Origin of the sequence: Bacteroides sp. CAG:189, from assembly GCF_000432295.1 — a bacterium.
In the GTDB taxonomy this organism is placed as follows: domain Bacteria; phylum Bacteroidota; class Bacteroidia; order Bacteroidales; family Bacteroidaceae; genus Bacteroides; species Bacteroides salyersiae.
Genome location: NZ_HF991048.1, coordinates 36,385 through 62,348 on the forward strand (window position 1 = coordinate 36,385; position 25,964 = coordinate 62,348).

Sequence of the window (25,964 nt, forward strand, 5' to 3'; positions counted from 1 at the left end):
GCTTTCCTGCTGAAAAAACAACTATCATTTCTTTATTCCCAAACTCTTTAAATCTTCTTCCGTCACACTGAAATCTTGCCCCGATTCCAATCGCTCTAATACTAAATCTCCAACTTTAGCAGCCTCATCCGGAGTATTAAATGGTTTTCTTTGTGACAAAACAGGAACAAACGGTTGATAGATAACCGTCTGTTTCCCTTGTTTGATTGTATATCCATATCCCTGATCCTTATCAAGTTTTATCACTTCCAGACAATAACGATTTCTTTTCTCTGCATAATAATAAGACCACCACATTCCAGACAACAAGATGACAACCAATCCGATAAAAAGCAATGTGCGTCTTTTATTCTTCTTCATACTCATATGGAGAAAGTTCCCAAGTATCGTCATAATAAGAACTGCTGGCTTGTCCGGTTACAACAAAACCTCGCGTGCCGGTAGAAAAAGCAACTGCATTTTTACGGACAGAGCCCTCGAAGGCAGTCAAATCTTCTCCTTCCCAAAGATCGGTAGCAGGATCATAAATCCAATAGTTACTCAATAAAGAACCATATTCTCCCGTCACCAAATAGCCTTTACCGTCAATTACAAAACTGACAGCATTAGCCCGGACAATAGAAGTGTAATCATCATCATAATCATCATCACTCGTATCAGCAATATCCCGCAGTTGAGTAAAAACTCCCGTTGAAGGATCGAAGCACCAGAAATCATATACATAAGAGCCGTTATTCACCCCACAGCAAATATATGCTTTGTCATCGATCACGAAAGAAGTACCTCCCTGACGCTTCTGTCCACCGAAACCGTTTACAATCTCCCACTGTTGTCCGGCAGCAGCCTGAGGATCGAAACGATAAAAATCCTTCTGATAATTTCCATTATACCCTGTTCCCACATAACCGTATTGGCCTATACCGAATGCAATGGCACTAATACGCGCACCTCCCTTATAGTCATCTTTTTGCGTCCAGGTATCAGTAGCCGGATCGTATTCCCAGGTATCAGCCAGATAATTCGAACTATTGTCCTGACCTAAAGTGATATATCCTTTCTCGCCTATGGCAAAACCGGAAGCACCGGTTCGCGCTGTTGCCGCATCGGGCATAGAGGCACATTGTGTCCAGTAACCACCCTGAATGTCGTATTCCCATAAATCGGTCACACGCTTATAGGTAGTACCGGTATATCCACCGCAAACATATCCCTTGTCAGCTATTGTAAAACCCGCAGCGCTGCCACGTGCCAGTCCGTCAAAATCGGAACGACGATGCCATACGCCTAACGTATAAGATTCATCATCTCCACAAGCACAGAAAGCAAAGCCCATCATAAAAAGTAAAAACAGCTTTTCAACTATGTTCTTCGCTGAATAACAAGTCATAACATTCATTTCCTATCAAGTTTTAATCGTTAATTATTAGTCCGCAAATATAGAGGCGAAAGTAACAGTGAAGAAAAACTATCGACCAACACCTCCATTTCGACGACTAACAAAAATGAAGTCGATAAATGCCGGACATTAGTCGATACTTTTTGGGAAGGGGCTTCAAATGACCTTGTTTTGCAAAAGAATTTGATCATAAACATACTTATAACAAACCTTATGAGACGACTCATTCTTTTCTTTTCATTTTCATTGTGTCTGCTTATTCTCCTCTCCTGTCGTGACGAAATGTCCACCGCAGGAAGCAAATGGGTGGAAAGCGCATTACGAAACATCATAACAGACACATGCACTGTATCCCTCAGTACGATTCTGAGCGATTCTCTCGCAACCTCCGGCGATAGTATATGTCAGATAGGACACCATAACAGTTCTCTTTGGGGAGACATCCGAAGTTCTTTTTATGTAGAATACGATGTCCACACTTTATCTATAGATGACGAGGCTATTTATCAGTTCGATTCCATCACTTGCCGTTTATATGCTTCGGGAAATTATCTGGGGGACACGCTCTCCGGTGCACAACGCATCTACCTGCATCAACTCACGGAAAATATGGAATTAAACAACAACTATCTATATAGCACCTCTACCGTACCCTACAATCCTACCCCGCTCGCATCCTTCAGTTTCACTCCTCATCCGGGACAAGACAAAGAAGAAATATCCTTCCGCCTACCCGATGAATTGGGTAAAGAATGGTTGACCCTGTTGCAAGAGAATTCCGATAATATGAGCTCACAGGAGAAATTCCGGCTATATTTCAAAGGACTCGCCTTCGTACCCGATGCCGGAGGAACCTGCGTCAATGGGTTTCAGGTAAATGATTCGAGCCTCTGCATTCGGTTGCACTACCATATAATAACAGAAACGGCAAGCGAACAGACTTTGACATTCACCCCAAGCAATACACTGAAATTCACTCAAATCAAACATGACCGAAACGGTACGGTACTGTCGCTACTGCAAAGCGGTACGGATAATGCCCTGTCAAGTGAAAAAACAGATAACCAGAGCTATCTGCAAGGAATGACCGGTCTGTATATAAAAATAGAATTTCCCCACTTAAACAATCTACTTTGGGAAGGAGACCTGGTAACCATCGAGAGTGCAACCCTCCAACTTTATCCGGTGAAAGGGACTCACGGGGATCAGTACCCATTACCCGAAACCCTCATACTCTATACCGCCAATGAGAATGATGTGACAGAAGACGTGATCACCGATTTGTTAGGAACCTCCGTACAAAACGGTAGTTTGGTCACCGATGAAATGGCTCCGGAAAATACTTATTACTCTTTCGATATCACCTCTTTCCTGCAAAATAATCTGGGAGCTATCGGTTACAACCGGAAAAACCTGAAACTTATGTTGCCTGACGATCTGTTTTTTACCACTCTCAAAGGGGTTGTATTCGGAGATATGCAGCATACAACAAATCCGGTAAAACTTACACTCAGATATAAAGTATATAATTACTAATTCCAAAAATCAATCCAGCATGAAAAGAGTTCTTTTTATCCTTGCCTTTTGCAATCCTGCATGGCTGATAGCACAAAATATGACAAATTCCCCCGGATCCATGTTTGGTTTGGGAGAACTTTCTACCGGAGAAGGTGGTCAATATGCAGGTTTTGGCGGTACCGGCATCGCACTACGGGGCAGTTCGTTTATCAACCCCTCCAATCCGGCATCTCTGACAGAACTCACCGAACAGCGTTTTGTATTTGACGCCGGTCTTATGGGTGCTTATAATTCATACACACAAACCGGTGTCACCAACAACTCTATTGTGGGCAATCTGAATAATCTAAGTATCGGTTGCCGGATCATTCCTCGATGGTATGGTGCCGTTTTCCTAACTCCCGTCAGCAGTGTAGGATATGCCATCACTTTGGATCAAGAGATAGAGGGCGCATCCGGCTCTACCATCTCCTCTTTCTTTGAAGGTACGGGATATCTATCCAAAATAGGCTTCAGCAATGCCTTTCTAATCGGTAAAAATATTTCGATCGGTGTAAATCTCTCTTATATCACAGGAACTATCACGCAAAGTGAAACTCAAGGAAGCACCATTATAGAGGAAAGTTCATCCAAACATGCATTTTATGCCGACTTCGGAATGCAATACAAGCTACCTTTAACCCGTGACAAATATTTCCTGATGGGAGTTACCTACGGTTACTCGCAACATCTTACCCAAGACAATGATCTCACCGTAAGCAGCACCTCAAGTACGGAAACAATTGAAAAAAGTCCCAAAGTATACAGCCAATACCTACCGCAATTTATCGGCGTAGGACTCTCTTATAATTCTTTACGCTGGATGGCCACCACTGATTATAAATACGTTGATTGGAGCCGGATGAAATCTTCAAAATCATCTGTCAGCTTTGCCAATCAACACCGTTTGGCTGCCGGAATAGCCTATACAATAAACAATCCGTACAAAAAATCTATAAAATTGCTATTAGGAACAGGATTAAGCAATCCTTACGTTGCCATTAACAAACGAAAAGCAAAAAACTACTATATCAGTACGGGAGCCAATTTTACCACCCGCAATAGTAATATTATCTCTATCGGGTTGAAATACAGCGACCAATTCAAGATTCCTTCGGGATTGCCGCGAGAAAAAGGAGTCAGTCTCTTCTTCAACATCTCTTTTTCCGAACGAACCTACCGGGCAAAACTACAATAATTATTTCTTTTTTAAAGATATTGCTGTATCTTTGTCGCATAAATATAACAAAAACAGCATAATAATGAAAAAGACAATTCTTATTGCAGCAACACTCTGCTTTTGCAGTATGAACATGAAGGCTCAAGACACCACAAAAGAAGAAGGCTTCGTTTTCACTACGGTCAAGGAAAACCCGATTACCTCTATCAAGAATCAGAACCGTTCGAGTACCTGTTGGAGCTTCTCAGCCCTCGGTTTCCTTGAATCGGAACTGCTCCGTATGGGAAAAGGCGAATACGACCTCTCGGAAATGTTCGTCGTTCACCATACAATGACCGACCGTGCACGCAACTACGTTCGCTATCACGGGGACAGTTCTTTCTCACCGGGTGGAAGTTTCTATGACATCATGTACTGTCTGAAAAATTACGGACTCGTACCGCAGGAAGCCATGCCGGGCATCATGTACGGTGATTCATTACCAGTACACAATGAACTGGACGCTGTGGCCGAAGCATATACAAATGCCATTGCCAAAGGTAAACTTACTAAGCTGACTCCGGTATGGCAACAAGGCCTTAGCGCTATTTACGATACTTATCTGGGACAATGCCCGGAAAAATTCACTTATAAAGGTAAAGAATATACTCCGAAAAGTTTTGCAGAATCATTGGGTATAAACCCGGACGATTATGTATCTCTGACATCTTATACCCATCATCCGTTCTATACCCAGTTTGCTATTGAAATTCAAGATAACTGGCGCAACGGACTGTCATGGAACCTGCCACTGGACGAATTCATGGCTGTAATGGACAATGCCGTCAAAAAGGGATACACCTTTGCATGGGGTAGTGATGTAAGCGAACAAGGCTTTACCCGCGATGGTATCGCTGTAATGCCGGATGCTGCTAAAGGTGCTGAACTGACAGGTTCCGATATGGCCCGTTGGACCGGTTTGACAGCTGCCGATAAACGTAAAGAATTAACTTCACGCCCTTTGCCGGAAATGAACGTTACACAGGAAATGCGCCAACAAGCTTTTGACAACTGGGAAACCACCGATGATCACGGCATGGTAATCTATGGTATTGCCAAAGACCAAAATGGCAAAGAATACTTCATGGTAAAGAACTCTTGGGGTCTCAGTGGTAAATACAAAGGAATCTGGTATGCTTCAAAGGCATTTGTTGCTTACAAGACGATGAACATCCTGGTACATAAGGATGCACTTCCGAAAGATATCGCTAAAAAGTTGGGTATCAAATAATATCCTACCCATATATATCCATCAAAGGGGTACAGAAAATCATCAGATTCTGTACCCCTCTTTCTTTAGCTATACAATTCTATTAACCGATAACCGTTTACATCAACTTCTCAATATACTGCGTAAACCGCTCTTTATAATTCTCCCCTACCGGAATATAAGTATTACCATTAAAGATAATACGCAAACGGGAAATTTCCGTAATTTTATGAAGGTTGACAATGTAAGAGCGATGTACACGCATAAATTGTTGAGCAGGTAACCGTTCTTCCAACTTATGAAGACTCATAAGAGTAACGATCGGTTTTTCTTCCCCTTCTACAAAAATACGTACATACTCGCTCATCCCTTCTATATATTTTATCTCCGCAATATCAATACGTACCACCCGGTATTCGGATTTCACAAACAGTGACCCGTTTCTAACCTGAGACGTTGTCTCCGTATCACCCTGATCCATCCGCCGATATTCATATTGCTTACGTGCCTTGTCCGCAGCTTTCAGCAAATCCTGAAACTCAAAAGGTTTTAACAAATAATCTACCGCATCTGCCTTAAACCCCTCAACGGCATATTCCGAATAAGCAGTAGTAAACACAATCAGTGGTTTTACCACCAGCGAACGGACAAAATCAAGCCCATTAAGATCGGGCATATTTATATCCACAAATATCAAATCGACCTCTTCCCGTGCCAATACATCCATAGCTTCGAATGCATCGTGGCAAGACTTCACTAAGGACAAAAAAGGAACCCGGGAAATATATTCCGATAATTGTGCCAACGCCAACGGTTCATCATCAATAGCCAGACATTTCATCATAAAAGAGGTATTATAAGTAAAACACTAAAACAGTCGTCCGTCTCATCAATAGAAAGTGTATAATCGTTTCCAAAAAGTAACCGGAGACGTTTACGAATATTCTCAAGACCGATACCGTGATACTGTCCACCTTCTTTCCGCCGATTACTGTTGCTACATCGGAAAAGGAGCTTGTCTCCATCCAGTTCCATAGAAATATGGATGAACGAATCTTTACGGTAGCTGACACCGTGTTTGAAGGCATTCTCTATAAAAGAGATAAAAAGTAAAGGCGGAATCTGTACTTCCGGCACCTCATGCGGTAAAGAAACTTCAATACCCACCTTATTTATATACCGGAGTTTCATCAATTCGATATAATTATCCAAAAACTGTATCTCACGAGAAAGCAAGATGGTCTTATTACTGGTCTCATACAGTACATAACGCATCAGCTTAGAAAGTTCTACCAATGCTTTTTTCGCTTTCGTTGCATCGATGTCTACCAGAGCATGGATGTTATTGAGCGTATTCATAAAAAAATGGGGGTTTATCTGATATTTCAGATATTCCAGTTCTGATTGCAGGCGTTTATGTTCCAGTTCTTTCAAAGTCTGTTCATCGCGCAGAGATTTAAACATCAATTTGATGGCGATATTGAAACCGACCAGTAGGACGGCCATAGCCATACGTACAAGCGCAGGTCCCGGCAAAGGAAAAGGAGCATGTAAGTCAAAATCATTGGGAGCCCGGCGTTCCATTCTGTCACGCGGTCCCCTCCCTTTGTCCGCACGATCATTTCTTTCCGAAGGATGCTGCATAGAAGACGCAGAATCCTCCCCTTGTAAAAATGGTTCCTGCATCGCAGGGTGCTTCGTTAATGAATGTTCTTCCGGCATCCGCTGCTCCATAGGAGGAGGGTTCTGTTGTTTGAAACGATTGTCATAAGGAGGACGGGCAAGGTGCGGATAAATACCAAAAAGTAAAACAATAATGACAAGCAAAGAAGATGCATATGCCACATATTTTTTACGAAACAGTAGATATGGAACCAAAAGATAATTATTAGCTACAAAAAGTAAGAAGAAAGGAAGCATCATCAGCCAGGCCACCCGAACGAAACTCCAGTTAAACGTAACCTTCGTGCTGGTTGCGGCATTATAGTAGTCACCCACAATCGGCACAAGAAATACAATAAGCCAGATTACGAGATAAATAACCTGCTCCGGTAAATGCTGTCTGTTGATTCGTCTCATCACTTAATAAAATAAGAATGATACAAATATAAGCCCTTTATCCGCTTTCTGCAAAGAGAATAGACAAAGGGCATGTTTTTATCGCTAATCCGGCTGTTATTACCATCCCCAACCGCCGGGTCCCCCACCAGGCCCACCGCCTCCACCGGGATTACCACCACCGGAAGCAGAACCGATCTGAGTAACCATTGAATTAGCAGTAAAAGTTGCCGCTTGCGTACCACCGTCATAAATCGCTCCGGTATACAATCCGTAAAACGAAGAACCATCGGTCACAGAACCACCCGTATAAATGGTATAACTACCGTTTTCCAACTGCGGACTGCTAAAAAGCAATGTCATCTGCTGATAAGTACGCGGAATCATGTAAGTCATCAGATTTGTACCATCCGAAGACTGGATACCGATATATTGCCCCGCCGAACCGGAACCACCGTAAATTACACTTCGTTGGGTACAAGAATTGGCTGTAGGCGTGCTTGTTCCTCCTCCAATACCTAAAACAGTGCCACCCGTTATTTTAAAGGTATTCTGATCACAATCAAACCCGTCTTCGGGCGAGGCCGTACCGGAAGCAACAACCGTTCCACCGGTGATGGTTAACGTTCCATTGGAATCGACACCGTCATTGCCAGTGCTATAACAATAGACACTTCCTCCGTTTATGGTAATATTGTTGCTGGCATTTAAGCAATCGTCATAGGCATATACGGCTATGTCACCTCCATTAATAGTCATCACATTTTTACTTTCGATGCCCTCACTGCCTTCGCCACCGGTCGCTCTCACCCATATGGTACCGCTTTCTATAGTCAGACTGCTTTTACTTTTAATGCCTTTAGCCGAAGAGTCGAGCCGCCCGTATACGTATTGTTTCCCGGTAGTGACAACTCGCAACGTACCTCCATAAAGATATATCTCACCATCGCAGTTCAGGCCTTTCCCGGCCGATCCGCTACTCTTCAGAAGCACAGTGCCGGCAGTCATGGCAAACGTCGTGCCGCCATTGATGCAGGAAGAGGAAGAAATATCGCTATCTTCATAAACAGCATTACCCGTAGTAATAACCGTAGTCCGTCCTCCAGTGACACTTATCGGACCTTTCTCACACTGAATACCATCGTCTGTGGCCGTAATATTCAATATTCCTCCCCCAATAACGACGGCATCGTTGACGTGTATACCGTCTTTCACCGCTCCTACAACTGTCACACGGCTCCCTTGCCGGAACCTGACATAATCGTCACTGCATATACCATGTTTATAATTACCGGTAACACGCAGTTTGCCTCCTCCACTAAAAATAAGCTGTCCTTCGCTGAAGAAGCATCCTTTCATATCTTCGCCATCGGTCAACACATAAGAAGAACCATCAACAAGTGTATTCTCCGTCCCGTCCGGAGAAACCACAAATACTCTCTTTCCACTCTGAATATTGATAGCAGCTCCGGAAGGATTCACAATATTCACCCCGTTCAGAGTCAACTTGAACTTATTGTCGCTATATACTTTAAATGAGCCATCGGTGGTTACACCGGAAAGTATATATTCTACTTTCTTCACAGTAGAAGTTACCACCACATGCGCCCCGTCCTGAGAGATATCAACCCCTTCAACATTGCTTATCACCGTTGCTGATGTGCCGGAATAAGCTATTTCGACCGTAGAAGAAAATTCCGAGTTCTCAATGAAATCATCATAGTTCTCATTATTCTTGTCCGCTACAATGGTTTCATCTATATCATCACCACTCATATCCGTATCGTCGATGACAACCTCAAAATCAAATAACGTGCCTGTCCCGTCAAAGGAGCCACTTCCCCCATCCGATGTATCCGTACCATCCGGAAGTACCGGCTGACCGCTTTCGGTTTCAGTCCCCCAGTCGGCAAACGGATCGGTAGAGCAACAGGTAGATACGGCCAACCATGCAGCTATACCAATGAACAATTTTATCTTTTTCATTTCTATCATCATAGTTACTTCTCCTTAAAACTTAAACGAATATCCCACTCCTATCACATGTCCGTCGGCCTCATCTTCATCCGCCTCATTCTGATAACGGTAGCATAAATCAAACGTATTCTTCTTGTTCAATTTGTAAGATGTCCCAAGCGTCCAACGTATCTTCTTGAACCCCTCACCATTCAGCGAATGATACCATTCACAGGAAGTATAGGGTTTAAAAGGGCTCTTCCTTATATCATATTCCACCTGCAACCGGGAACGAAGAACATGAACGGACTTTGCCGGAATTTCTTCATTCTCTTTCCGTATCTGTTCTTCAAGATTATACTTGGGTACGGAAAGTCCCACCCGATAGGTATATTGATACCGTTCACGCAGTGAGAATTCAAACCTGTTCCATTTGTAACTTCCCGTCAATGCCACGCTCACGCGATGTCTGGGCGACCCGTATTCGGGAATATAGTTTTCCTTCTTGGTCGTTTTATCCGGATGATTATAATAAATATAGGTATACCCAGCACTTGCTTTCAGAAAAGAAAACAGCTTGTAAGAAAGTCCTGCCGTCCCTCCCCAGCGATCTATTGTCCTCATGTTATCGCGTAAACGAAATTCTCCTTCAAGAGAAGCATCCAGCCCCGGAAAGATTTTCTTTTTTACTTCCGCGTTCGCCCATAATCCGAGATCATCACTCTGTGCGCACAATTGCCCCACACCGGTACACAAAAAAACGATGACTATCCCTACAAGCTGCCACCTACTCATCGTCACGTGGTATTTTGATAAGCGCATCGATCGTATTGACTTCATCACTCACCGGTTCATAATAAAGTTTCAGTATAGCCGAGTCGCGCAAGAAATCGATATGCCCCACCTCCACACGGATAATATCGAGTCCGGTACGTTCCCGCAAATCTTTCAGTAATTCATCTTTTCTATCCGGATGAATCAATTCGATACGGTCATATTGCACCAGTTTACAGGAAACATGACGTAAATACCGGTTACTCTCACAAAGCCAGATGCTGAACACAAAAAGGAGGTTCGTACCCAACAGCTCGGCATAGCTGATTTCAACCGCCAATGCATTAATTACCGAGATGGCTATGATGACAAAAAGATAGGTCATTTCACGTACCGGCATGGATTCCGTACGATAACGGATAATACCGAATATGGCAAAAAGCCCCAATGCAAAACCGATCTTCAACTTAACGCTCCCCAACAAGAAAATCATCAGGAAGATGCTGATACTGATCAGTGTAAAGGTGAAGTAATAATCGCGCCGCTTGCTCTTAGGATAATAAAAGCAACGAAGAATAACGGAAACCACCAGCAGATTGAATAAAAAGCGCAACAACAGTTGCAGAAAACCAATCCTGTCCATCAACGGAGTTTCAATAAAAGAGAGTTCACTTAGTTCATTCATACGCTTACTATATTTCTTATTATTTTCAATATAATATACTCATTGTCAGAAATCTATCATATTTATCAATTCATCTTCAGAATTCAGTTCCCTGAACATCCCCATGTTTTGAGCAACAACATCCCCATGTTTTCCAGAACAACATCCGGATGTTTTAAAGTAAAACATGGGGATGTTGTTCCATCTTAAAATACGATTTCCTGTATCCTCCCAACTACTCTTATCTTCTGCTTAAACCTATTATGCTTAACAGTAGGAGAAGTAAGTACTGTGCCCATGCAATATTTACTTATTCCGGAAGGTTGTATATGGAGGTTACGCAAAACTTCACGAATGGGTGAAAAGGTTCTTCCGTCCCGTTTCAACTCAATGATTACCATTCTGTTCAATGCCGCCTCCTTCCCGGTCTGAAGGTTACAGAAACAGATGTCTGTATCAATAGTGAGTCGTTCCGTCATCGCTTTATTGACCAATGTAATCCGATAAAAATTATTTTCCAACCATGGTTTCAATTCCGACAAATGATACCAGGCATGCTTCTCCAAAAACCCTTCTGCCCCGTCGGTATACAAAGAATGTATATTTCCTACCCGGATACGCCGTTTGTCCGTTCTTCCTTTATTATCTTTATTCTTCACTTCCAGAAATGTCAGACCAGAAGATACATACGTACGCACGCGAATCTTTTCACGTACCCGATGCCCATTCTGATGAGCCATATACATATCCCTGCCGGAAGTATCCAAATACACAGTACGATAAGCAATGTTTCGTGTACCCTCCACTTCCTGTACCCGATAATCCGTAACGGCAAATTGTAGGATAAGTGATAATTTATCCAACGAAGTGACAAATTTCGTATCCGTACGGTTCATCAGACGGATACCGCTCATTTCTTCCAAAGAAACAGGTAAAAATGCGGAAAGTGCAGTTTGTATATCCATGTCCCGGCTCCATATTACATTTATATTACGAAAATAGGAATTAGGGAAAACTCCGGAAAAAAGAATCAGCGAACGGGCCTTTTTTATCTGTGAACTCCACGCAAGCTAAAAGTGTTTCAATCGTTTTACCAAATGCGTCCTATCGGATAGAAATATAAATACCGTATTAAGACACATGTTACCGAAACTCGAAAGGTCAAAACAAAAAAACAGATATTTCAAGTGAATGAGAACGACATGTACAATTACTTTCCAAAAACCACTATCTTTGCAGCCTAAACAAATAACTCTGACAAAATGAAAAAACAATATATACTCTCCCTCCTACTATTCATGTACTCTTTCACAGCGTACACACAAGATATTTTTATCAATGCCGATTTTGTGAGCAGCTACATGTGGCGCGGTATGAAATGCGGCAATGCCGCCGTACAGCCCACATTAGGTATAACAATGGGAGGTTTCACCCTCTCTGCATGGGGCTCTACCGAATTCCGTAACGAAAACAATGAGATAGACCTTACGCTGGAATACCAGTTCAAAAGACTGACTCTGAACGTCACCAACTATTTTGAGCAAAGCGAAGAGGAACCATTCGACTACTTCAACTATGCGGCACACAGCAGCGGGCATACATTCGAAGCAGGAGCCGGATATACCATCAGCGAAAAATTTCCTCTTACCGCCTCCTGGTATACCGTTTTTGCCGGTAATGATTATCGCGAAGACGGTAAACGCGCCTGGTCCAGCTATTGCGAATTCTCCTACCCCTTCAGCCTGAAAGGATTCGACCTGTCTGTAGAAGCCGGATTCACTCCGTGGGAGGGCGAATACGCCGACAAGTTCAATGTGAATAATATCGCTCTCAGCATTTCCCGCGAAATACAGGTCAGCAACCGTTTTTCTTTCCCCATTTTCGGAAAGTTAGGCTTCAACCCCTACGAAAGCACCGCTTATTTCGTCTTTGGAATCAGCCTATAATTGCTCAAAAACCTTAATGATGTGCATTTTCTTAACGGTTTTCTTGTCAGAACCAACTGTTTCCGTAAATTTGCACGCTGATAGTTAACCGGATAGTTTGATAGCAAGATCCTTACTACCGACTACTGGCTACTAACTTGTAGAAATACTAATACTAAAATTAATAACATGAGTTTGAAAATTGTTGTATTGGCAAAACAAGTTCCCGACACACGTAATGTTGGGAAGGATGCCATGAAAGCCGACGGAACCATTAACCGTGCGGCACTCCCTGCCATCTTCAACCCCGAAGACCTGAATGCCCTTGAGCAGGCTCTCCGATTGAAAGATGCCCATCCGGGCTCCACCGTTACCATTCTTACAATGGGACCGGGCCGTGCAGCCGATATTATTCGTGAAGGACTTTTCCGTGGTGCCGATAACGGTTATCTGTTGACCGACCGTGCATTTGCCGGTGCCGATACATTGGCCACATCGTATGCCCTGGCCACTGCCATCAAAAAAATAGGTGAATGTGACATTATCATCGGTGGTCGTCAGGCTATCGATGGAGATACCGCACAGGTAGGTCCGCAGGTGGCAGAAAAGTTAGGTCTGACTCAGATTACATACGCTGAAGAAATCTTGAAAGTAGCCGACGGACACATTACTGTAAAACGTCACATCGACGGTGGCATTGAAACGGTAGAAGGCCCGTTGCCTATCGTGATTACCGTTAACGGAAGTGCTGCTCCCTGCCGTCCGCGTAATGCCAAACTCGTACAGAAGTACAAACATGCCAAAACAGTCACCGAGAAACAACAAGGCAATCTGGATTACACCGACCTTTATGATAAACGCGATTATCTGAATCTCGTAGAATGGAGTGTAGCCGATGTAAACGGTGACCTTGAACAATGTGGTCTCAGTGGTTCACCAACCAAGGTGAAAACCATCCAGAACATCGTGTTCCAGGCAAAAGAGAGTAAAACGATCACTGGCAGCGACCATGATGTAGAAAACCTGATTGTTGAACTGTTAGCTAACCACACCATTGGCTAAGAAGTCGGAATACAGTAGAAGTGTTTTTACTACTTGCTGCTATATTCCAACTACTAACTACTTAAAAATATGAATAACTTATTTGTATATTGCGAAATAGAAGAAGGTATCATCGCGGATGTAAGCCTCGAACTTCTGACCAAAGGCCGCTCGTTAGCTAACGAACTGAACTGCGCACTCGAAGCCGTAGTTGTGGGAAGCGGTCTCAAAGACATTGAAAAACAAATCCTGCCGTATGGCGTAGACAAACTCCACGTATTCGACGGTGAAGGACTTTACCCTTATACTTCTCTTCCACACACTTCTGTCCTCGTAAATCTGTTTAAAGAAGAACAACCGCAAATCTGCCTGATGGGCGCTACCGTTATCGGTCGCGACCTCGGACCACGCGTATCTTCCGCACTGACCAGTGGTTTGACAGCCGACTGTACTTCACTCGAAATCGGTGACCATGAAGACAAAAAAGCAGGAAAAGTTTATAAGAACCTGTTATATCAGATCCGTCCGGCTTTCGGCGGTAACATCGTTGCTACGATTGTGAATCCGGAACACCGTCCGCAAATGGCGACTGTCCGCGAAGGTGTGATGAAAAAAGCAATCCTTTCTGCCGATTATAAGGGAGAAGTGATCCGTCATGATGTGAAGAAATATGTAGCCGATACGGACTATGTAGTGAAAGTAATCGAACGTCACGTAGAAAAGGCAAAGAACAATTTGAAAGGTTCGCCGATCATCATTGCCGGTGGCTACGGAGTAGGCTCCAAAGAAAATTTCGACTTGTTGTTCGAACTCGCCAAAGTGCTGAATGCCGAAGTAGGTGCCAGCCGTGCCGCAGTGGATGCCGGTTTCATCGACCATGACCGGCAGATCGGTCAGACCGGTGTTACGGTTCGTCCGAAACTGTATATCGCTTGCGGTATCTCAGGACAAATCCAGCACATCGCCGGTATGCAGGAAAGTGGTATTATCATCTCCATCAACAGCGATCCCGAAGCACCGATCAATACGATTGCGGATTACGTAATCAACGGAAGCATCGAAGAAGTCGTGCCGAAGATGATCAAGTATTATAAACAAAATAGTAAGTAAGAAATGGCTAACTTTTATTTAGATACGCCGGAACTCAAGCATCACTTGAGCCATCCGCTGATGAAGAGAATCGTTGAGCTGAAAGAGCGCAACTATGCAGATAAAGATAACTTCGACTACGCTCCGGTAGATTTTGAAGATGCAATGGACAGCTACGACAAAGTGTTGGAAATTGTAGGTGAAATATGTGGCGACATCATCGCTCCCAATGCCGAAGGCGTTGATCACGAAGGACCGGTATGTGCCAATAACCGTGTGACCTATGCCAGCGGTACTGCTGCCAATCTGGAAGCCTGCCGCAAAGCCGGTTTGATGGGTATGGCTATGCCACGCCGTTTCGGCGGCCTGAACTTCCCGATCACTCCGTACATCATGGCTGCCGACATCGTAAGCCGCAGTGATGCCGGATTCGAGAACCTTTGGGGATTGCAGGATTGTGCAGAAACAATTTATGAATTCGCAAACGAAGATCAGAAGAAACGCTACATCACCCGTGTGTGCCAAGGTGAAACCATGTCTATGGACTTGACCGAACCGGATGCCGGTTCCGATCTTCAGGCTGTCATGCTGAAAGCTACCTACAGTGAGAAAGACCAATGCTGGTATCTGAACGGTGTGAAACGTTTTATCACGAACGGTGACTCTGATATCCACCTCGTACTGGCACGCTCGGAAGAGGGAACTCATGACGGCCGTGGCTTGTCCATGTTCATTTATGACAAACGTAACGGCGGTGTTAGCGTTCGCCGTATCGAAAACAAAATGGGTATCAAGGGCTCTCCTACTTGCGAACTCGTATATAAGAATGCCAAAGCAGAGCTTTGCGGTGACCGGAAATTAGGACTTATCAAATATGTAATGGCCCTGATGAACGGTGCCCGTCTGGGCATCGCAGCACAGTCGGTAGGTATCCTGCAGGCCACTTATAATGAAGCATTGGCCTATGCAAAAGATCGTAAACAGTTTGGAAAAGCAATCATCGAGTTCCCGGCCGTAGCCGAAATCCTGTCTTTGATGAAAGCCAAACTGGATGCTACGCGCGCTTTATTGTACGAGACTTCCCGCTTTGTCGACATCTACAAAGCATTGGATGATATTGCCAAAGAACGTAAACTGACTCCGGAAGAACGTGCCGAACAAAAGACCTTTGCCAAACTGGCAGACAGCTTTACCCCACTGGCTAAAGGTATGGGTAGCGAATTTGCCAATCAGAATGCTTACGACTGTATTCAGATACACGGTGGTTCCGGTTTTATGAAAGACTATGCCTGCGAACGTATCTACCGGGATGCACGTATCACTTCTATCTACGAAGGAACTACCCAGTTGCAGGTAGTAGCAGCAATCCGCTACGTAACGACCGGTGCTTACCTCAACCGCATCAAAGAATATGAAAATGCAATAGTAGCTCCGGAGATGGAAGGCTTGCACAATCGCCTGAAGAGTATGGCGAGCAAATATGCAGCTTGTGTAGCGCAAGTTACAGAAGCCAAAGATCAGGAATTACTCGATTTCTGTGCACGCCGCCTTGTAGAAATGGCTGCTTACACCATCATGGGACACTTGATGGTACAGGATGCTTCTAAAAACGCAGAACTGTTCGGTACATCTGCACAAGTATTTGTCCGTTATGCCGAAAGTGAAGTAGAAAAGCATATCAACTTTATCCGTAAATTCGATAAAGACGATCTGGCTTACTACAGAAAATAAGCGGTAAACCGATATTATCCAATATAAAAATGCCCGGCCTCATCAACAAGCCGGGCATTTTTCATATTAAATAGGTAATCATTCCGCCTTTCCTGTTTCTTTTCACCATTCCGTTTCTTCCAGCTCATGCTTTCTATAAACAAGAAGCTGGTTACGGAGCGAGTTCATTTCCCGACGCATCCCCTCCATTCTCTCCAGAAGATGATGGATAGCATCGATACCTTCCATATTGATAGATAAATCGTAATACATCCGACTGTAGCGTTCCACCTCCGGAAGTTGTGACACGAGCAGATAATGTTCATCTCCTTCGGTCCGGATTTCAATCAACCCTTCTTCTTGCAACAAATCAATAAACGAGGGCTCGATTTGACATTTGTGACAATATTCACTGACTATAATTAATTCGGTCTGCATAGTGCTGATTCTTTTTTTAGTTCATACTCTGTAATTCCCGGAACAACTCTTTCTGCCTATCTGTCAGATTAGTAGGCGTTTTGACATTATAAGTCACAATTAAATCGCCAAATTGTCCTTCTTTCTTATAGACAGGAAAACCTTTTCCTTTCAACCGTACTTTCGTACCGTTCTGCGTTTCCGGTTTTACTTTCAGTTTCACTTTGCCATTCAACGTATCTACCTCCTGTTCACCTCCCAATACGGCCGTATAAAGATTCAACGAAACATCGATATAAAGGTCGTCACCCAGACGTTTGAACACAGGATCTTCCGGAATCACAAACGTGATGTATAAGTCTCCTGCAGGACCTCCGTTGATACCTTCGCCACCGTAACCTTTTAATTTGATCACCTGTCCATTGGCTACACCTGCCGGAATGGTAATGCGGACGTTCTTCCCATTCACTGTCAACACCTGTTTATGGGTCTCGGCAGCATCACGAAGAGACAAATGCAGTTCTGCGTTAAAGTCCTGTCCACGGAAACCGGCACTGCTACGCCCTCCTCTGGCACGCCCTCCAAACATGGATTCAAAGAAATCAGAAAATCCTTCACCACCTGATCCGGAAAAGCCTTGCCCGTCGGACGAATACCAATATCCGTTCTCATCACCTCCTCCGAAACCGGAGAATCCACCGCCGGCACCTGCTTGCTGCCGCGCCCGCTTCTGCGCTTCAAACTCATCGGCATGCTTCCAATGCTCACCGTATTCATCGTACTTCTTACGTTTTTCCGGATCGCTCAACACTTCATTAGCCTCGTTTATCTCCTGAAACTTATCCTTTGCGCTCGGGTCGTTCGGATTTAAATCCGGGTGATACTTACGGGCCAACTTACGAAAAGCCTTCTTTATATCATCTTGAGAAGCACTTTTGTCAACTCCTAAAATTTTGTAATAATCTATATAGGCCATGCTTTTATATTTTAAACGTTTCACTACTATAAACGTTCACAAATAACACGCCAACATAGTATTTAGGTTCAATTTTTAAGAAATCTTCATACTCCCATTCCTAAAGCAAAGCCACCGGCATCCGAAACCAAAAACAGGAACCTTTGCCCTCTTCCGACTCGGCACCGATCGTTCCTCCCAAACGCTCTACAATGACACGACAAATAGCCAGCCCCAATCCGGTACCCTTCACAAAAGTATTCAGCTTCACAAACCGTTCAAACACCTGTTCTATTTTATCAGTAGCAATACCAATGCCGGTGTCTTTACAAAAAAAGTATATCTCATCTTTTGTTTCATCCAACCGATAGCCTATAGATATGGTTCCCCGTTCGGTAAACTTCATGGAATTGCTAATAAAATTAATCATCACTTGTGACAGACGAAGACGATCCGTCATTATTGTACACTCCGGTACTCTTTCCGTAAACACAATCTTCACATCTGCCGAGTGCTCTTTTTGATTCATCTGCTGACAAATAGAGTCTAACAGTTGATTTACATCAGTCGTGGAATAAGAAAAGTCCATAGTACCCGCCTCGATCTTCGACAAATCGAGAATATCATCTATCAGTTGCAAGAGCAGTTCGTTATTCACTGCAATTATCTTCATGTATTCCTGCTTCTCCTCCGGATCATCTATTTGGGAAATCATATCGGAAAACCCCACAATCGCATTCAGAGGGGTACGGATTTCATGACTCATATTGGCAAGGAAAGCAGACTTCAGCCGATTCGATTCTTCTGCTTTCTCCTTGGCTTCCCGCAGTGCCTGGTCAAGCTTTAATTTCTCCGTTATATCTTCAAACCGTAACAAACCGCCTATCACCTCCTTATTATCATCAGCATACACAGGAGTGCCCGTTACCTCAAAATCAACATCCTCCACCCGTACGGTGTGGCGCACAATTCTTTTCTGCTCGATCGCTTCTTTGAAAGCACAATGTTCACAAGGTTGGTCTCGCAAAGCACTGGTCCGATAACAGATCATTCCGGGGGTGTAATGCCGTCCGGAAACCAGATTTTTCAGATGCGTCGTCTCTTCCCATTGTACCCTATAATCTTTATCAATATAAATCAATCCGAAATCAATACTCTTCAATGCCAAGTTCTGTTTTTTAATGGCACTTTCCAACTGGTTTTTGGCAATCAGCAACTCTCTTTCATATCTTTTTAACTGACTGATTTCCCATCGGGTTACCAACAACCACTTACCGGACACCCCACGGGAAAATATGGATTTCATCACAATCGTATCATGATCGACTCCATCGGTAGTGACATAGTGTTCCTCTGCACGATAAGGCTTACCTATTTTGACCAAATCTTCATCAACAGCCCGGTAATACCGTCCCCGCTCCTTGCCGTAGATGTCATAATCACTACGTCCGACAGCATCTTCACACTTAATGCCCGACTGTAACTCGGATTCTTTGTTCCAATAAGCATATTTGAATTCATTTTCAATATCCTTTACCATCACAGGAAAGGGAAGATTATCGAGTATGTCAAACAGAAAACGGTGATAATCCCGTTCTTTTACCCCCTTACTTCGCAACTCATGAAGTTTATACAATAAACATACGATTACTACCCCCATTAGAACCAGCAATCCATAAAGCCATAAATGAGTCATCACAGCCTCATTCCCCAAAGATACATTGTGAGTCATAAATCAATGCCGTATTTATGCGGTAAATATATGCATTAAGTTCAGAATATTTTCCAAAACGTCAAGTTATATTTTCCAAGTATTTCAAAACTTAAGATTTCAATCCGAAATTAATTATCATAAAAAAAGGTTCGCACCTGTGAAAGTCCGAACCTTTATTATTTTATCCTTAAACAAAAAAATATCAGGAATTCAGCAAAAGAATAAAACGGTCGATATCATCCTCTGTCGTGTCAAATGAAGTAACCAGGCGAATCTCATTGTTCTCCTCATTCCAAAAATAGAAAAAATAAGATTCAAGCATTCTGTCTATCACAGAACGGGGCATAGTAAGAAACAGTTGATTACTTTCCACCTTTTGAGTAAAACAGACACCGGGATAATCTTTCAAAGCATCATAGAGCCTACGCGCCATACGATTGGCATGAGATGCATTTTTCAACCAAAGATCATCCGTGAGATAAGCGGTGAACTGGCAAGAGAGATAACGCATCTTCGAAGCTAATTGTGCCGACTGCTTACGGATAAACCGCGCTTCCTCTTTCAAGGCATCATCAAAGATGACCACGCACTCTCCCATCATCAGTCCATTTTTGGTACCGCCGAAACTAAGCACATCGATCCCGCAATCTACCGTCAACTCTTTCAGAGAAAGACGAAGGGCGGCACAAGCGTTGGCAATACGGGCACCATCCATATGGACACGCATCCCGTATTGATGGGCCAACAAAGTAATTGCTTTCAGCTCATCGGGAGTATACACAGTGCCTAATTCGGTACACTGGGACAGATAAACAGCTCCCGGCTGGGAATGATGTTGGTCGCCAAAGCCATGAAGATATGGACGAATCAACTCCGGAGTGAGCTTTCCGTCCGGAGTTGCCACCGGCCGGATCTGACAACCGGTCATCTTTACGGGAGAGCCGCATTCATCCACATATATATGTGCAGTCTCGGCACATAGGATAGATTGATAAGGACGCGTCATCAACTGCAAGGCAACGACATTGCTGCCCGTACCGTTAAAAACAAACAGGGGCTCACAGTCGGCCGTAAATGTTTCTCTGATTTTCCGGACAGCTCCTTCCGTCCAAGGGTCATCACCATATCCCAATGCATGATTCTGATTCGCCAAAGCCAGTGCTTCCATCACCAAAGGATGTACACCGGAATTATTATCGGATGCAAAACTTCTCATATTTTCCTTCAATTGATTTTCCTATGCAAAGGAACGGAATTCTTTTTAAAAGAAACAACCCGAAAAGAAATTTATAAAAAAAGAGAGCCGGTTTCCACATCCATATGGAATCGGCTCTCCTGTTTGTTATCCTGAATACTAAAACTTAATGAAACAAAGTTACCGGAGTTTGAAAATCTTCTCCTTTCCCGGCCATTACAAAACCTTTATTATTCCAAATACGCGGATATCCGCCAATATTATTGTTAATAAACAACAATCGGAAAGCGTGTTTGCCCTTCTCCAAAGCAAGAGATGTACGCGTGTGTGAATGACGTACCAATTTACCGTCATTACTCAATACCACTTTACCGTCTATCTGCAACTCGTCCATCTCGGTAGATACATAATAGACTCCGTCTTGAGGCACATCAAAATATCCGGTATAGCAGAATGCCCCCTTATCTTCTAAAACTGGTTTCAAATTGAAATCGTCTACTATCTTTTCATCCTTCCAAGCAGCGTTTTCCGTATCTTTCACAAAATAAAAATCACCCTCTGCATACATCAAAGACACTCCTGGTTCAGTCCTCTCTTTGTAAGACGGCCATAAGGGTTCTTTCACTACTTCTATCGTACGCACTCTGCTCATTTTGCCCGAAGAAAGAAGGGTTGCAATACGTATAGTCTGATTGCCGTCTACAACAATGGGAGCGCTGTAGCGTTTGGAATGAACCGCCGGTTCGCTTCCATCCAGTGTATATACCATCGGAAGATTGCGGCTATTCGAGAAACTAAGCGTATCCGGACCGACAATTGCCACACGATCGGCCATCGGCCCTTCGGGCAATGGAATGTGATAATGAATATGATGTTCGTCCAAGCGTACCAATTGATTATCCAGACGACGTTCAAAAGATGCATAATCTTTTCTATCGGCAGGTGTCCAGGTAAGTTCCGCTACCGCCAACAGTCTCGGATAAAGCATGTATTCCGTATGATCCGGATTGACGGCATATTCTGCCCACATATTACCCTGTGCTCCTATCACATGTGAGCGTTGTTCCGCCGGTATTTTTTCGGACGCAGGATTGTAATGATAGGTTTTGCTCAGCAAAGTCTTAAAATTAATTGTAATAGGCTCCACTTCGATATTCCCCTGCCCAAAATCCAAATACAACCATTTGGCAGGTGTCATTATCACATCGTGCCCCATGGAAGCGGCCTCGATACCACCTTCCTCCCCACGCCACGACATTACGGTCGCCGTAGGTGCCAGTCCGCCTTCAAGAATCTCATCCCAGCCTACCATGCGCTTGCCATGTGCCAACACTACTTTCTCGATCCGGTGTACAAAATAACTCTGTAACTCATGGGCATCTTTCAACTTTTCATCCCGCATGCGCTTCCGGCACTTCGGACAAGCATTCCACCTCACTTTGGGACATTCGTCTCCTCCTATATGAAAATATTTACCTGGAAATAAAGATGCGACCTCATTGATTACATCTTCCAAAAATTTAAAGGTCTGTTCATTACCTGCGCAATATACATCCTCTTCCACCCCCCACTTGTTTCTCAACTGGAAAGGACCACCGGTACATGACAATTCCGGATAAGCCGTCAGAGCGGCCAAAGCATGTCCGGGTAATTCGACTTCCGGAATGACCGTTATAAACCTTTCTGCCGCATAAGCAACCACCTCCTTAATCTGTTCCTGTGTATAAAAACCTTTGTGTATACTTCCGTCAGCATTACGACGCACTGAACCCACTTCGGTAAGGCGGGGATATTTCTTTATTTCAATCGTCCACAGATGATCATTCGTAAGATGCCAATGAAAACGGTTCAGCTTAAACATAGCCATGATATCCAACTGCTTCTTGACAAAAGCCACATCATGAAAATGCCGGCTGACATCCAGCATCATCCCGCGATAGGAATAAGCCGGTTCGTCTTCTATCTCGACACACGGCATAGCCCATACAATATTATTTATAACCTGTCCACTCTCTATCTCGGCAGGCAAAAGTTGCATCACCGTCTGCATCCCATAAAAAATTCCTTGCGGGGACTGTGACCGTACCCAAATTCCTTCAGGAAGCACGGCTAATTTATACCCTTCCTCTTTCAGGTTTAAAGTAGTATCCAAAGCCAGACGAATATAATTCCGTTCTGCTTCCTGTCCGTCAGCAAGTTGATAACCGGTAGATTGCTTTATCTTGTATTTAAAATAACCGGCAACCGCATCGAGCGTATCATTATCGATAATAAAAAGCGTGTTAGGATTTAAAACAAATTCTCCCGTCTGTTGAGTGATTCTCTCAGGTTCGGGAATTATGTGAAGACCTTCATTATAAGGTTTCACAACCATCTTCTCCCCACAAGCAAAAAACACCAAAGAAAAGAGTGGTATCAGACAAAAAGGCTTGATTCTCATATATCACAGATTTAATTAATAATTATTTTTTCAGTTTCAATTGTCACCATAGTTCATACGCACATTTACAACCTCTTGATTATCGACCGGTACTTCCAGATTCTGATATCCCTTTTTACTAAATATCAATACTTCCTTATTCCCTACATCCATCCGATAGCAGCCCCTGTCATCGCTCTTCCCAAGAAGTTCTCCCGTGCTCTTGGCATAAATATTTACCTTCCCTATCAAAGTGGCCTGTACATCCCTTACTTCTCCATGAACGGAAATCGTCTTACTGCTCTTTAGTATTTTTTGTTCTTCTACCAAAGCGGTGGATACAAATTCACCGACGGAGACTACTTTCGATTGAAGAATATTGTCTGACGCAGCCCCCACCTGTAACTCAAACTCTCCCGGTTCAACTACCCTTTTATTTCCGGCATTTACAATATAAAGATCGTTCACTGCGACTTTCAGTTTCACCGTTTCTGTTTTTCCAGCCTCAACATCCACTTTCTTAAAATCCCGCAGTTGCTTTACAGGAGTTACCACGGTACTAACCTTATCATTCACATACAACTGCACGACCTCTTTCCCTTCTCTCTTTCCTGTATTTTTAATATCGACATCAATGTATATCGTATCATTGAGTCCATAATGTTCTTTGTCTGTCCTTAGATTCTTATATACAAAAGAAGTATAAGTCAGCCCATGACCAAAAGCCCAAAGAGCGTCCGGAGAGGAAAACACATAATCTCTTCCCGGAGATTCATAGCTTCCGGGATTTTTGTAAAAGCCCTTGTCGGAAGGAAGATAATTATAATATACCGGCAAATGTCCCGTAGTCTGAGGATAAGAAAAAGTCAGTCTTCCTGATGGAGAAATGCTTCCAAACAAAATATCCGCAATCGAATTTCCTGCTTGTTCTCCTGCATACCATTGTGTCAAAATAGCCGGAATATGTTTCTTCTCCCAAGATATGGCAAACGGTTTTCCGGTTACCAATACCAACACTACCGGCGTTCCGGTCTCATACACTTCTTTAATCAACTGCCCCTGTACTCCCGTCAGGTTCAGATCATTCAAATCAAAACCTTCACCACAGGTAGAACTTTTATAATCACGTGCAAGGGCCGCACTGGCGCTTCCACAAAACAGAATCGCCACTTCACTCTTCCGTACCGCTTCTACGGCCTCCTTTATTCCACCGGCATTCAATGAAACGAGATCGCATCCTTTCGCATAACGGACAGTAGCCTTACCGCCCAATAATCGCCTGATTCCCTCCAACGGGGTAACGCCGTCTTTGTTATTACGACTCCATGTATAATCTCCGAATTGTACCTGGTCTGCATTAGGGCCGATCACCGCAACAGACTTCAACTTATCGGCATTCAAAGGCAAAAGCCCATTCTCGTTTTTCAACAGGACAACCGATTCATCCGCTATCTCTTTCGACAACCGTATGCTTTCTGCCCCATGCATCTCACTATGAGAATACTGTTCGCCATAAGGGTCTTCGAAAAGTCCCATTTTAAACTTGGCGTACAATACCCGGCGAACAGACTCATTCAAAACCTCTTCATCCAACTTCCCCTTCTGTATCAGGCCGGCCAACAAAGGATAACAATTACTGGAAGCCTCTACATCGAGCCCGGCAGTGAAAGCCTGCATAGCCGCTTCTTCCGAATTATGCGCCACGCAATGAAGAGTCTTCAACATTTCAATGGCTCCCCAATCCGAATATACATACCCTTTAAATCCGAACTGTCCGCGCAATACCTCTGTCAATAAATAATGCGAAGCAGAATTCGGCACATGATTCCATGAATTATAAGTAGACATAACCGCCAACACAGGAGTATTACGAATCACCATCTCGAACGGTTTCAAATATACCTCATGCAAATCCCGAAGCCCACATTCTACAGAAGCCAGATTCAAACCGCTCAACGGATTACCATGAGGGCCATAATGTTTCAGCATCGGAGAAATACCGTTGTCCATATACCCTTTTACTTCGGCAATGCCAAACAACCCGCATAATACAGGATCTTCTCCGAAAGATTCTTCCACACGTCCCCACCGCAAATCTCTTACCACGTCGATGCAGGGTGCCAATACCTGATGCATTCCCTGTGCATGAAGGTCTTTCGTGATCATTGCCGCTTTCCGGTAAGCAAGTTCAGGGCGGAAAGTACTCCCCATGGCTATATTCTGAGGATAAATAGTAGATCCCTCGTGTACCGAACCATGCAATGACTCCGCAACGGTAAACACCGGTATCCCCAAACGCGTATTCTCAACCATAAATTTCTGTATCAACTGCATATTCTTCTTACAGTTAACTCCTGTCAATGGAAATCCTTCTACAAATCCCCAGCTCACACCGCCGGTAAATTTCCCGAGCTTTTCCATATCCAAGTCCTGACCATTGAATACATTCCATGAATGGATATGCCTGATTTGCGCTATTTTTTCTTCCAGAGTCATGCGTCCCAACAAATCATCCACCCTTTCCGATATCGGAAGANNACAAATCATCCACCCTTTCCGATACCGGAAGAGAGCTTTGCCTATAAGGCAATTGCTGGGCAAATATCATTCCCGGTAAAAGTAAAAAACCGGAAAGCAATAATTTCAATCGATTTCTTTTTATCAT

Annotated in this window: 20 protein-coding genes and 1 pseudogene; 7 read left to right on the top strand and 14 right to left on the bottom strand. The window is 43.6% G+C overall.

Annotated features, from left to right (window positions below; genetic code table 11):
* Positions 1 to 24 precede the first annotated feature (24 nt).
* Together QVP90_RS06645 and QVP90_RS06650 are read right to left on the bottom strand one after the other, a co-directional pair.
* The gene (locus QVP90_RS06645; protein WP_224206334.1) at positions 25 to 360 is read right to left on the bottom strand and encodes a DUF4907 domain-containing protein; all 336 of its coding nucleotides are present in this window, start codon (positions 358 to 360) and stop codon (positions 25 to 27) included.
* Complete coding sequence (locus QVP90_RS06650; RefSeq protein ID WP_406566619.1) at positions 347 to 1,387, bottom strand: Kelch repeat-containing protein; 1,041 nt, start codon at positions 1,385 to 1,387, stop codon at positions 347 to 349. The genes QVP90_RS06645 and QVP90_RS06650 overlap by 14 nt, the downstream gene beginning before the upstream one ends.
* 222 nt (positions 1,388 to 1,609) lie before the next feature.
* Here QVP90_RS06650 and QVP90_RS06655 point away from each other — a divergent pair, with 222 nt between their 5' ends.
* From QVP90_RS06655 to QVP90_RS06665, 3 genes are all read left to right on the top strand, one after another.
* The gene (locus QVP90_RS06655) at positions 1,610 to 2,932 is read left to right on the top strand and encodes a DUF4270 family protein (RefSeq protein WP_021935987.1); all 1,323 of its coding nucleotides are present in this window, start codon (positions 1,610 to 1,612) and stop codon (positions 2,930 to 2,932) included.
* Positions 2,933 to 2,951: 19 nt separating this feature from the next.
* Positions 2,952 to 4,151, top strand: a complete 1,200-nt coding sequence (locus tag QVP90_RS06660; protein ID WP_021935988.1) for a hypothetical protein — start codon at positions 2,952 to 2,954, stop codon at positions 4,149 to 4,151.
* A gap of 64 nt (positions 4,152 to 4,215) precedes the next feature.
* The gene (locus QVP90_RS06665; RefSeq protein WP_007481432.1) at positions 4,216 to 5,403 is read left to right on the top strand and encodes an aminopeptidase C; all 1,188 of its coding nucleotides are present in this window, start codon (positions 4,216 to 4,218) and stop codon (positions 5,401 to 5,403) included.
* Between the two features lie 97 nt (positions 5,404 to 5,500).
* Here QVP90_RS06665 and QVP90_RS06670 read toward each other — a convergent pair whose 3' ends face one another.
* From QVP90_RS06670 to QVP90_RS06695, 6 genes are all read right to left on the bottom strand, one after another.
* Positions 5,501 to 6,223 (bottom strand): LytR/AlgR family response regulator transcription factor, encoded by a 723-nt coding sequence (locus QVP90_RS06670; RefSeq protein WP_005929534.1) that lies wholly within the window; start codon positions 6,221 to 6,223, stop codon positions 5,501 to 5,503.
* Positions 6,223 to 7,461: a sensor histidine kinase gene (locus tag QVP90_RS06675; RefSeq protein WP_021935989.1), complete on the bottom strand. Its 1,239-nt coding sequence runs from the start codon at positions 7,459 to 7,461 to the stop codon at positions 6,223 to 6,225. The genes QVP90_RS06670 and QVP90_RS06675 overlap by 1 nt, the downstream gene beginning before the upstream one ends.
* Before the next feature lie 99 nt (positions 7,462 to 7,560).
* Entirely contained in the window at positions 7,561 to 9,426 is a 1,866-nt protein-coding gene (locus QVP90_RS06680) for a carbohydrate-binding domain-containing protein (protein ID WP_195333662.1), read from the bottom strand.
* A gap of 24 nt (positions 9,427 to 9,450) precedes the next feature.
* Positions 9,451 to 10,191: a DUF2490 domain-containing protein gene (locus QVP90_RS06685; protein ID WP_021935991.1), complete on the bottom strand. Its 741-nt coding sequence runs from the start codon at positions 10,189 to 10,191 to the stop codon at positions 9,451 to 9,453.
* The gene (locus QVP90_RS06690) at positions 10,184 to 10,855 is read right to left on the bottom strand and encodes a DUF4956 domain-containing protein (RefSeq protein ID WP_021935992.1); all 672 of its coding nucleotides are present in this window, start codon (positions 10,853 to 10,855) and stop codon (positions 10,184 to 10,186) included. Before QVP90_RS06690 ends, QVP90_RS06685 begins: the two co-directional genes overlap by 8 nt.
* A gap of 185 nt (positions 10,856 to 11,040) precedes the next feature.
* Entirely contained in the window at positions 11,041 to 11,799 is a 759-nt protein-coding gene (locus QVP90_RS06695; RefSeq protein WP_005929519.1) for a polyphosphate polymerase domain-containing protein, read from the bottom strand.
* Between the two features lie 297 nt (positions 11,800 to 12,096).
* Between QVP90_RS06695 and QVP90_RS06700 the strand changes: the two genes are divergently transcribed.
* The 4 genes from QVP90_RS06700 (at position 12,097) to QVP90_RS06715 (ending at position 16,620) form a co-directional block, all read left to right on the top strand.
* Complete coding sequence (locus tag QVP90_RS06700; protein ID WP_021935993.1) at positions 12,097 to 12,780, top strand: hypothetical protein; 684 nt, start codon at positions 12,097 to 12,099, stop codon at positions 12,778 to 12,780.
* Between the two features lie 168 nt (positions 12,781 to 12,948).
* Positions 12,949 to 13,821 (top strand): electron transfer flavoprotein subunit beta/FixA family protein, encoded by an 873-nt coding sequence (locus tag QVP90_RS06705; protein WP_005929512.1) that lies wholly within the window; start codon positions 12,949 to 12,951, stop codon positions 13,819 to 13,821.
* A gap of 69 nt (positions 13,822 to 13,890) precedes the next feature.
* A complete protein-coding gene (locus QVP90_RS06710) occupies positions 13,891 to 14,910 on the top strand; it encodes an electron transfer flavoprotein subunit alpha/FixB family protein (RefSeq protein ID WP_005929509.1) in 1,020 nt (339 codons plus the stop codon).
* Positions 14,911 to 14,913: 3 nt separating this feature from the next.
* Complete coding sequence (locus tag QVP90_RS06715) at positions 14,914 to 16,620, top strand: acyl-CoA dehydrogenase family protein (RefSeq protein WP_005929506.1); 1,707 nt, start codon at positions 14,914 to 14,916, stop codon at positions 16,618 to 16,620.
* 102 nt (positions 16,621 to 16,722) lie between these two features.
* On the opposite strand, the gene QVP90_RS06720 is transcribed toward QVP90_RS06715, so the two are convergent.
* The 6 genes and pseudogenes from QVP90_RS06720 to QVP90_RS06745 all read right to left on the bottom strand — a co-directional run bounded on the left by QVP90_RS06720 (position 16,723) and on the right by QVP90_RS06745 (position 25,964).
* Positions 16,723 to 17,037, bottom strand: coding sequence for a chaperone modulator CbpM (locus tag QVP90_RS06720; protein WP_005929503.1), 315 nt, complete (start codon positions 17,035 to 17,037; stop codon positions 16,723 to 16,725).
* A gap of 16 nt (positions 17,038 to 17,053) precedes the next feature.
* Positions 17,054 to 17,992, bottom strand: coding sequence for a DnaJ C-terminal domain-containing protein (locus tag QVP90_RS06725; protein WP_005929500.1), 939 nt, complete (start codon positions 17,990 to 17,992; stop codon positions 17,054 to 17,056).
* A gap of 100 nt (positions 17,993 to 18,092) precedes the next feature.
* Positions 18,093 to 19,703 (bottom strand): PAS domain-containing sensor histidine kinase, encoded by a 1,611-nt coding sequence (locus tag QVP90_RS06730; protein WP_021935994.1) that lies wholly within the window; start codon positions 19,701 to 19,703, stop codon positions 18,093 to 18,095.
* Between the two features lie 184 nt (positions 19,704 to 19,887).
* Positions 19,888 to 20,901: a threonine aldolase family protein gene (locus tag QVP90_RS06735; protein ID WP_005929494.1), complete on the bottom strand. Its 1,014-nt coding sequence runs from the start codon at positions 20,899 to 20,901 to the stop codon at positions 19,888 to 19,890.
* Between the two features lie 145 nt (positions 20,902 to 21,046).
* On the bottom strand, positions 21,047 to 23,320 hold the full coding sequence (locus QVP90_RS06740; protein WP_021935995.1) for a family 20 glycosylhydrolase: 2,274 nt from the start codon (positions 23,318 to 23,320) through the stop codon (positions 21,047 to 21,049).
* Between the two features lie 36 nt (positions 23,321 to 23,356).
* Positions 23,357 to 25,964, bottom strand: a pseudogene (locus QVP90_RS06745) (glycoside hydrolase family 3 N-terminal domain-containing protein).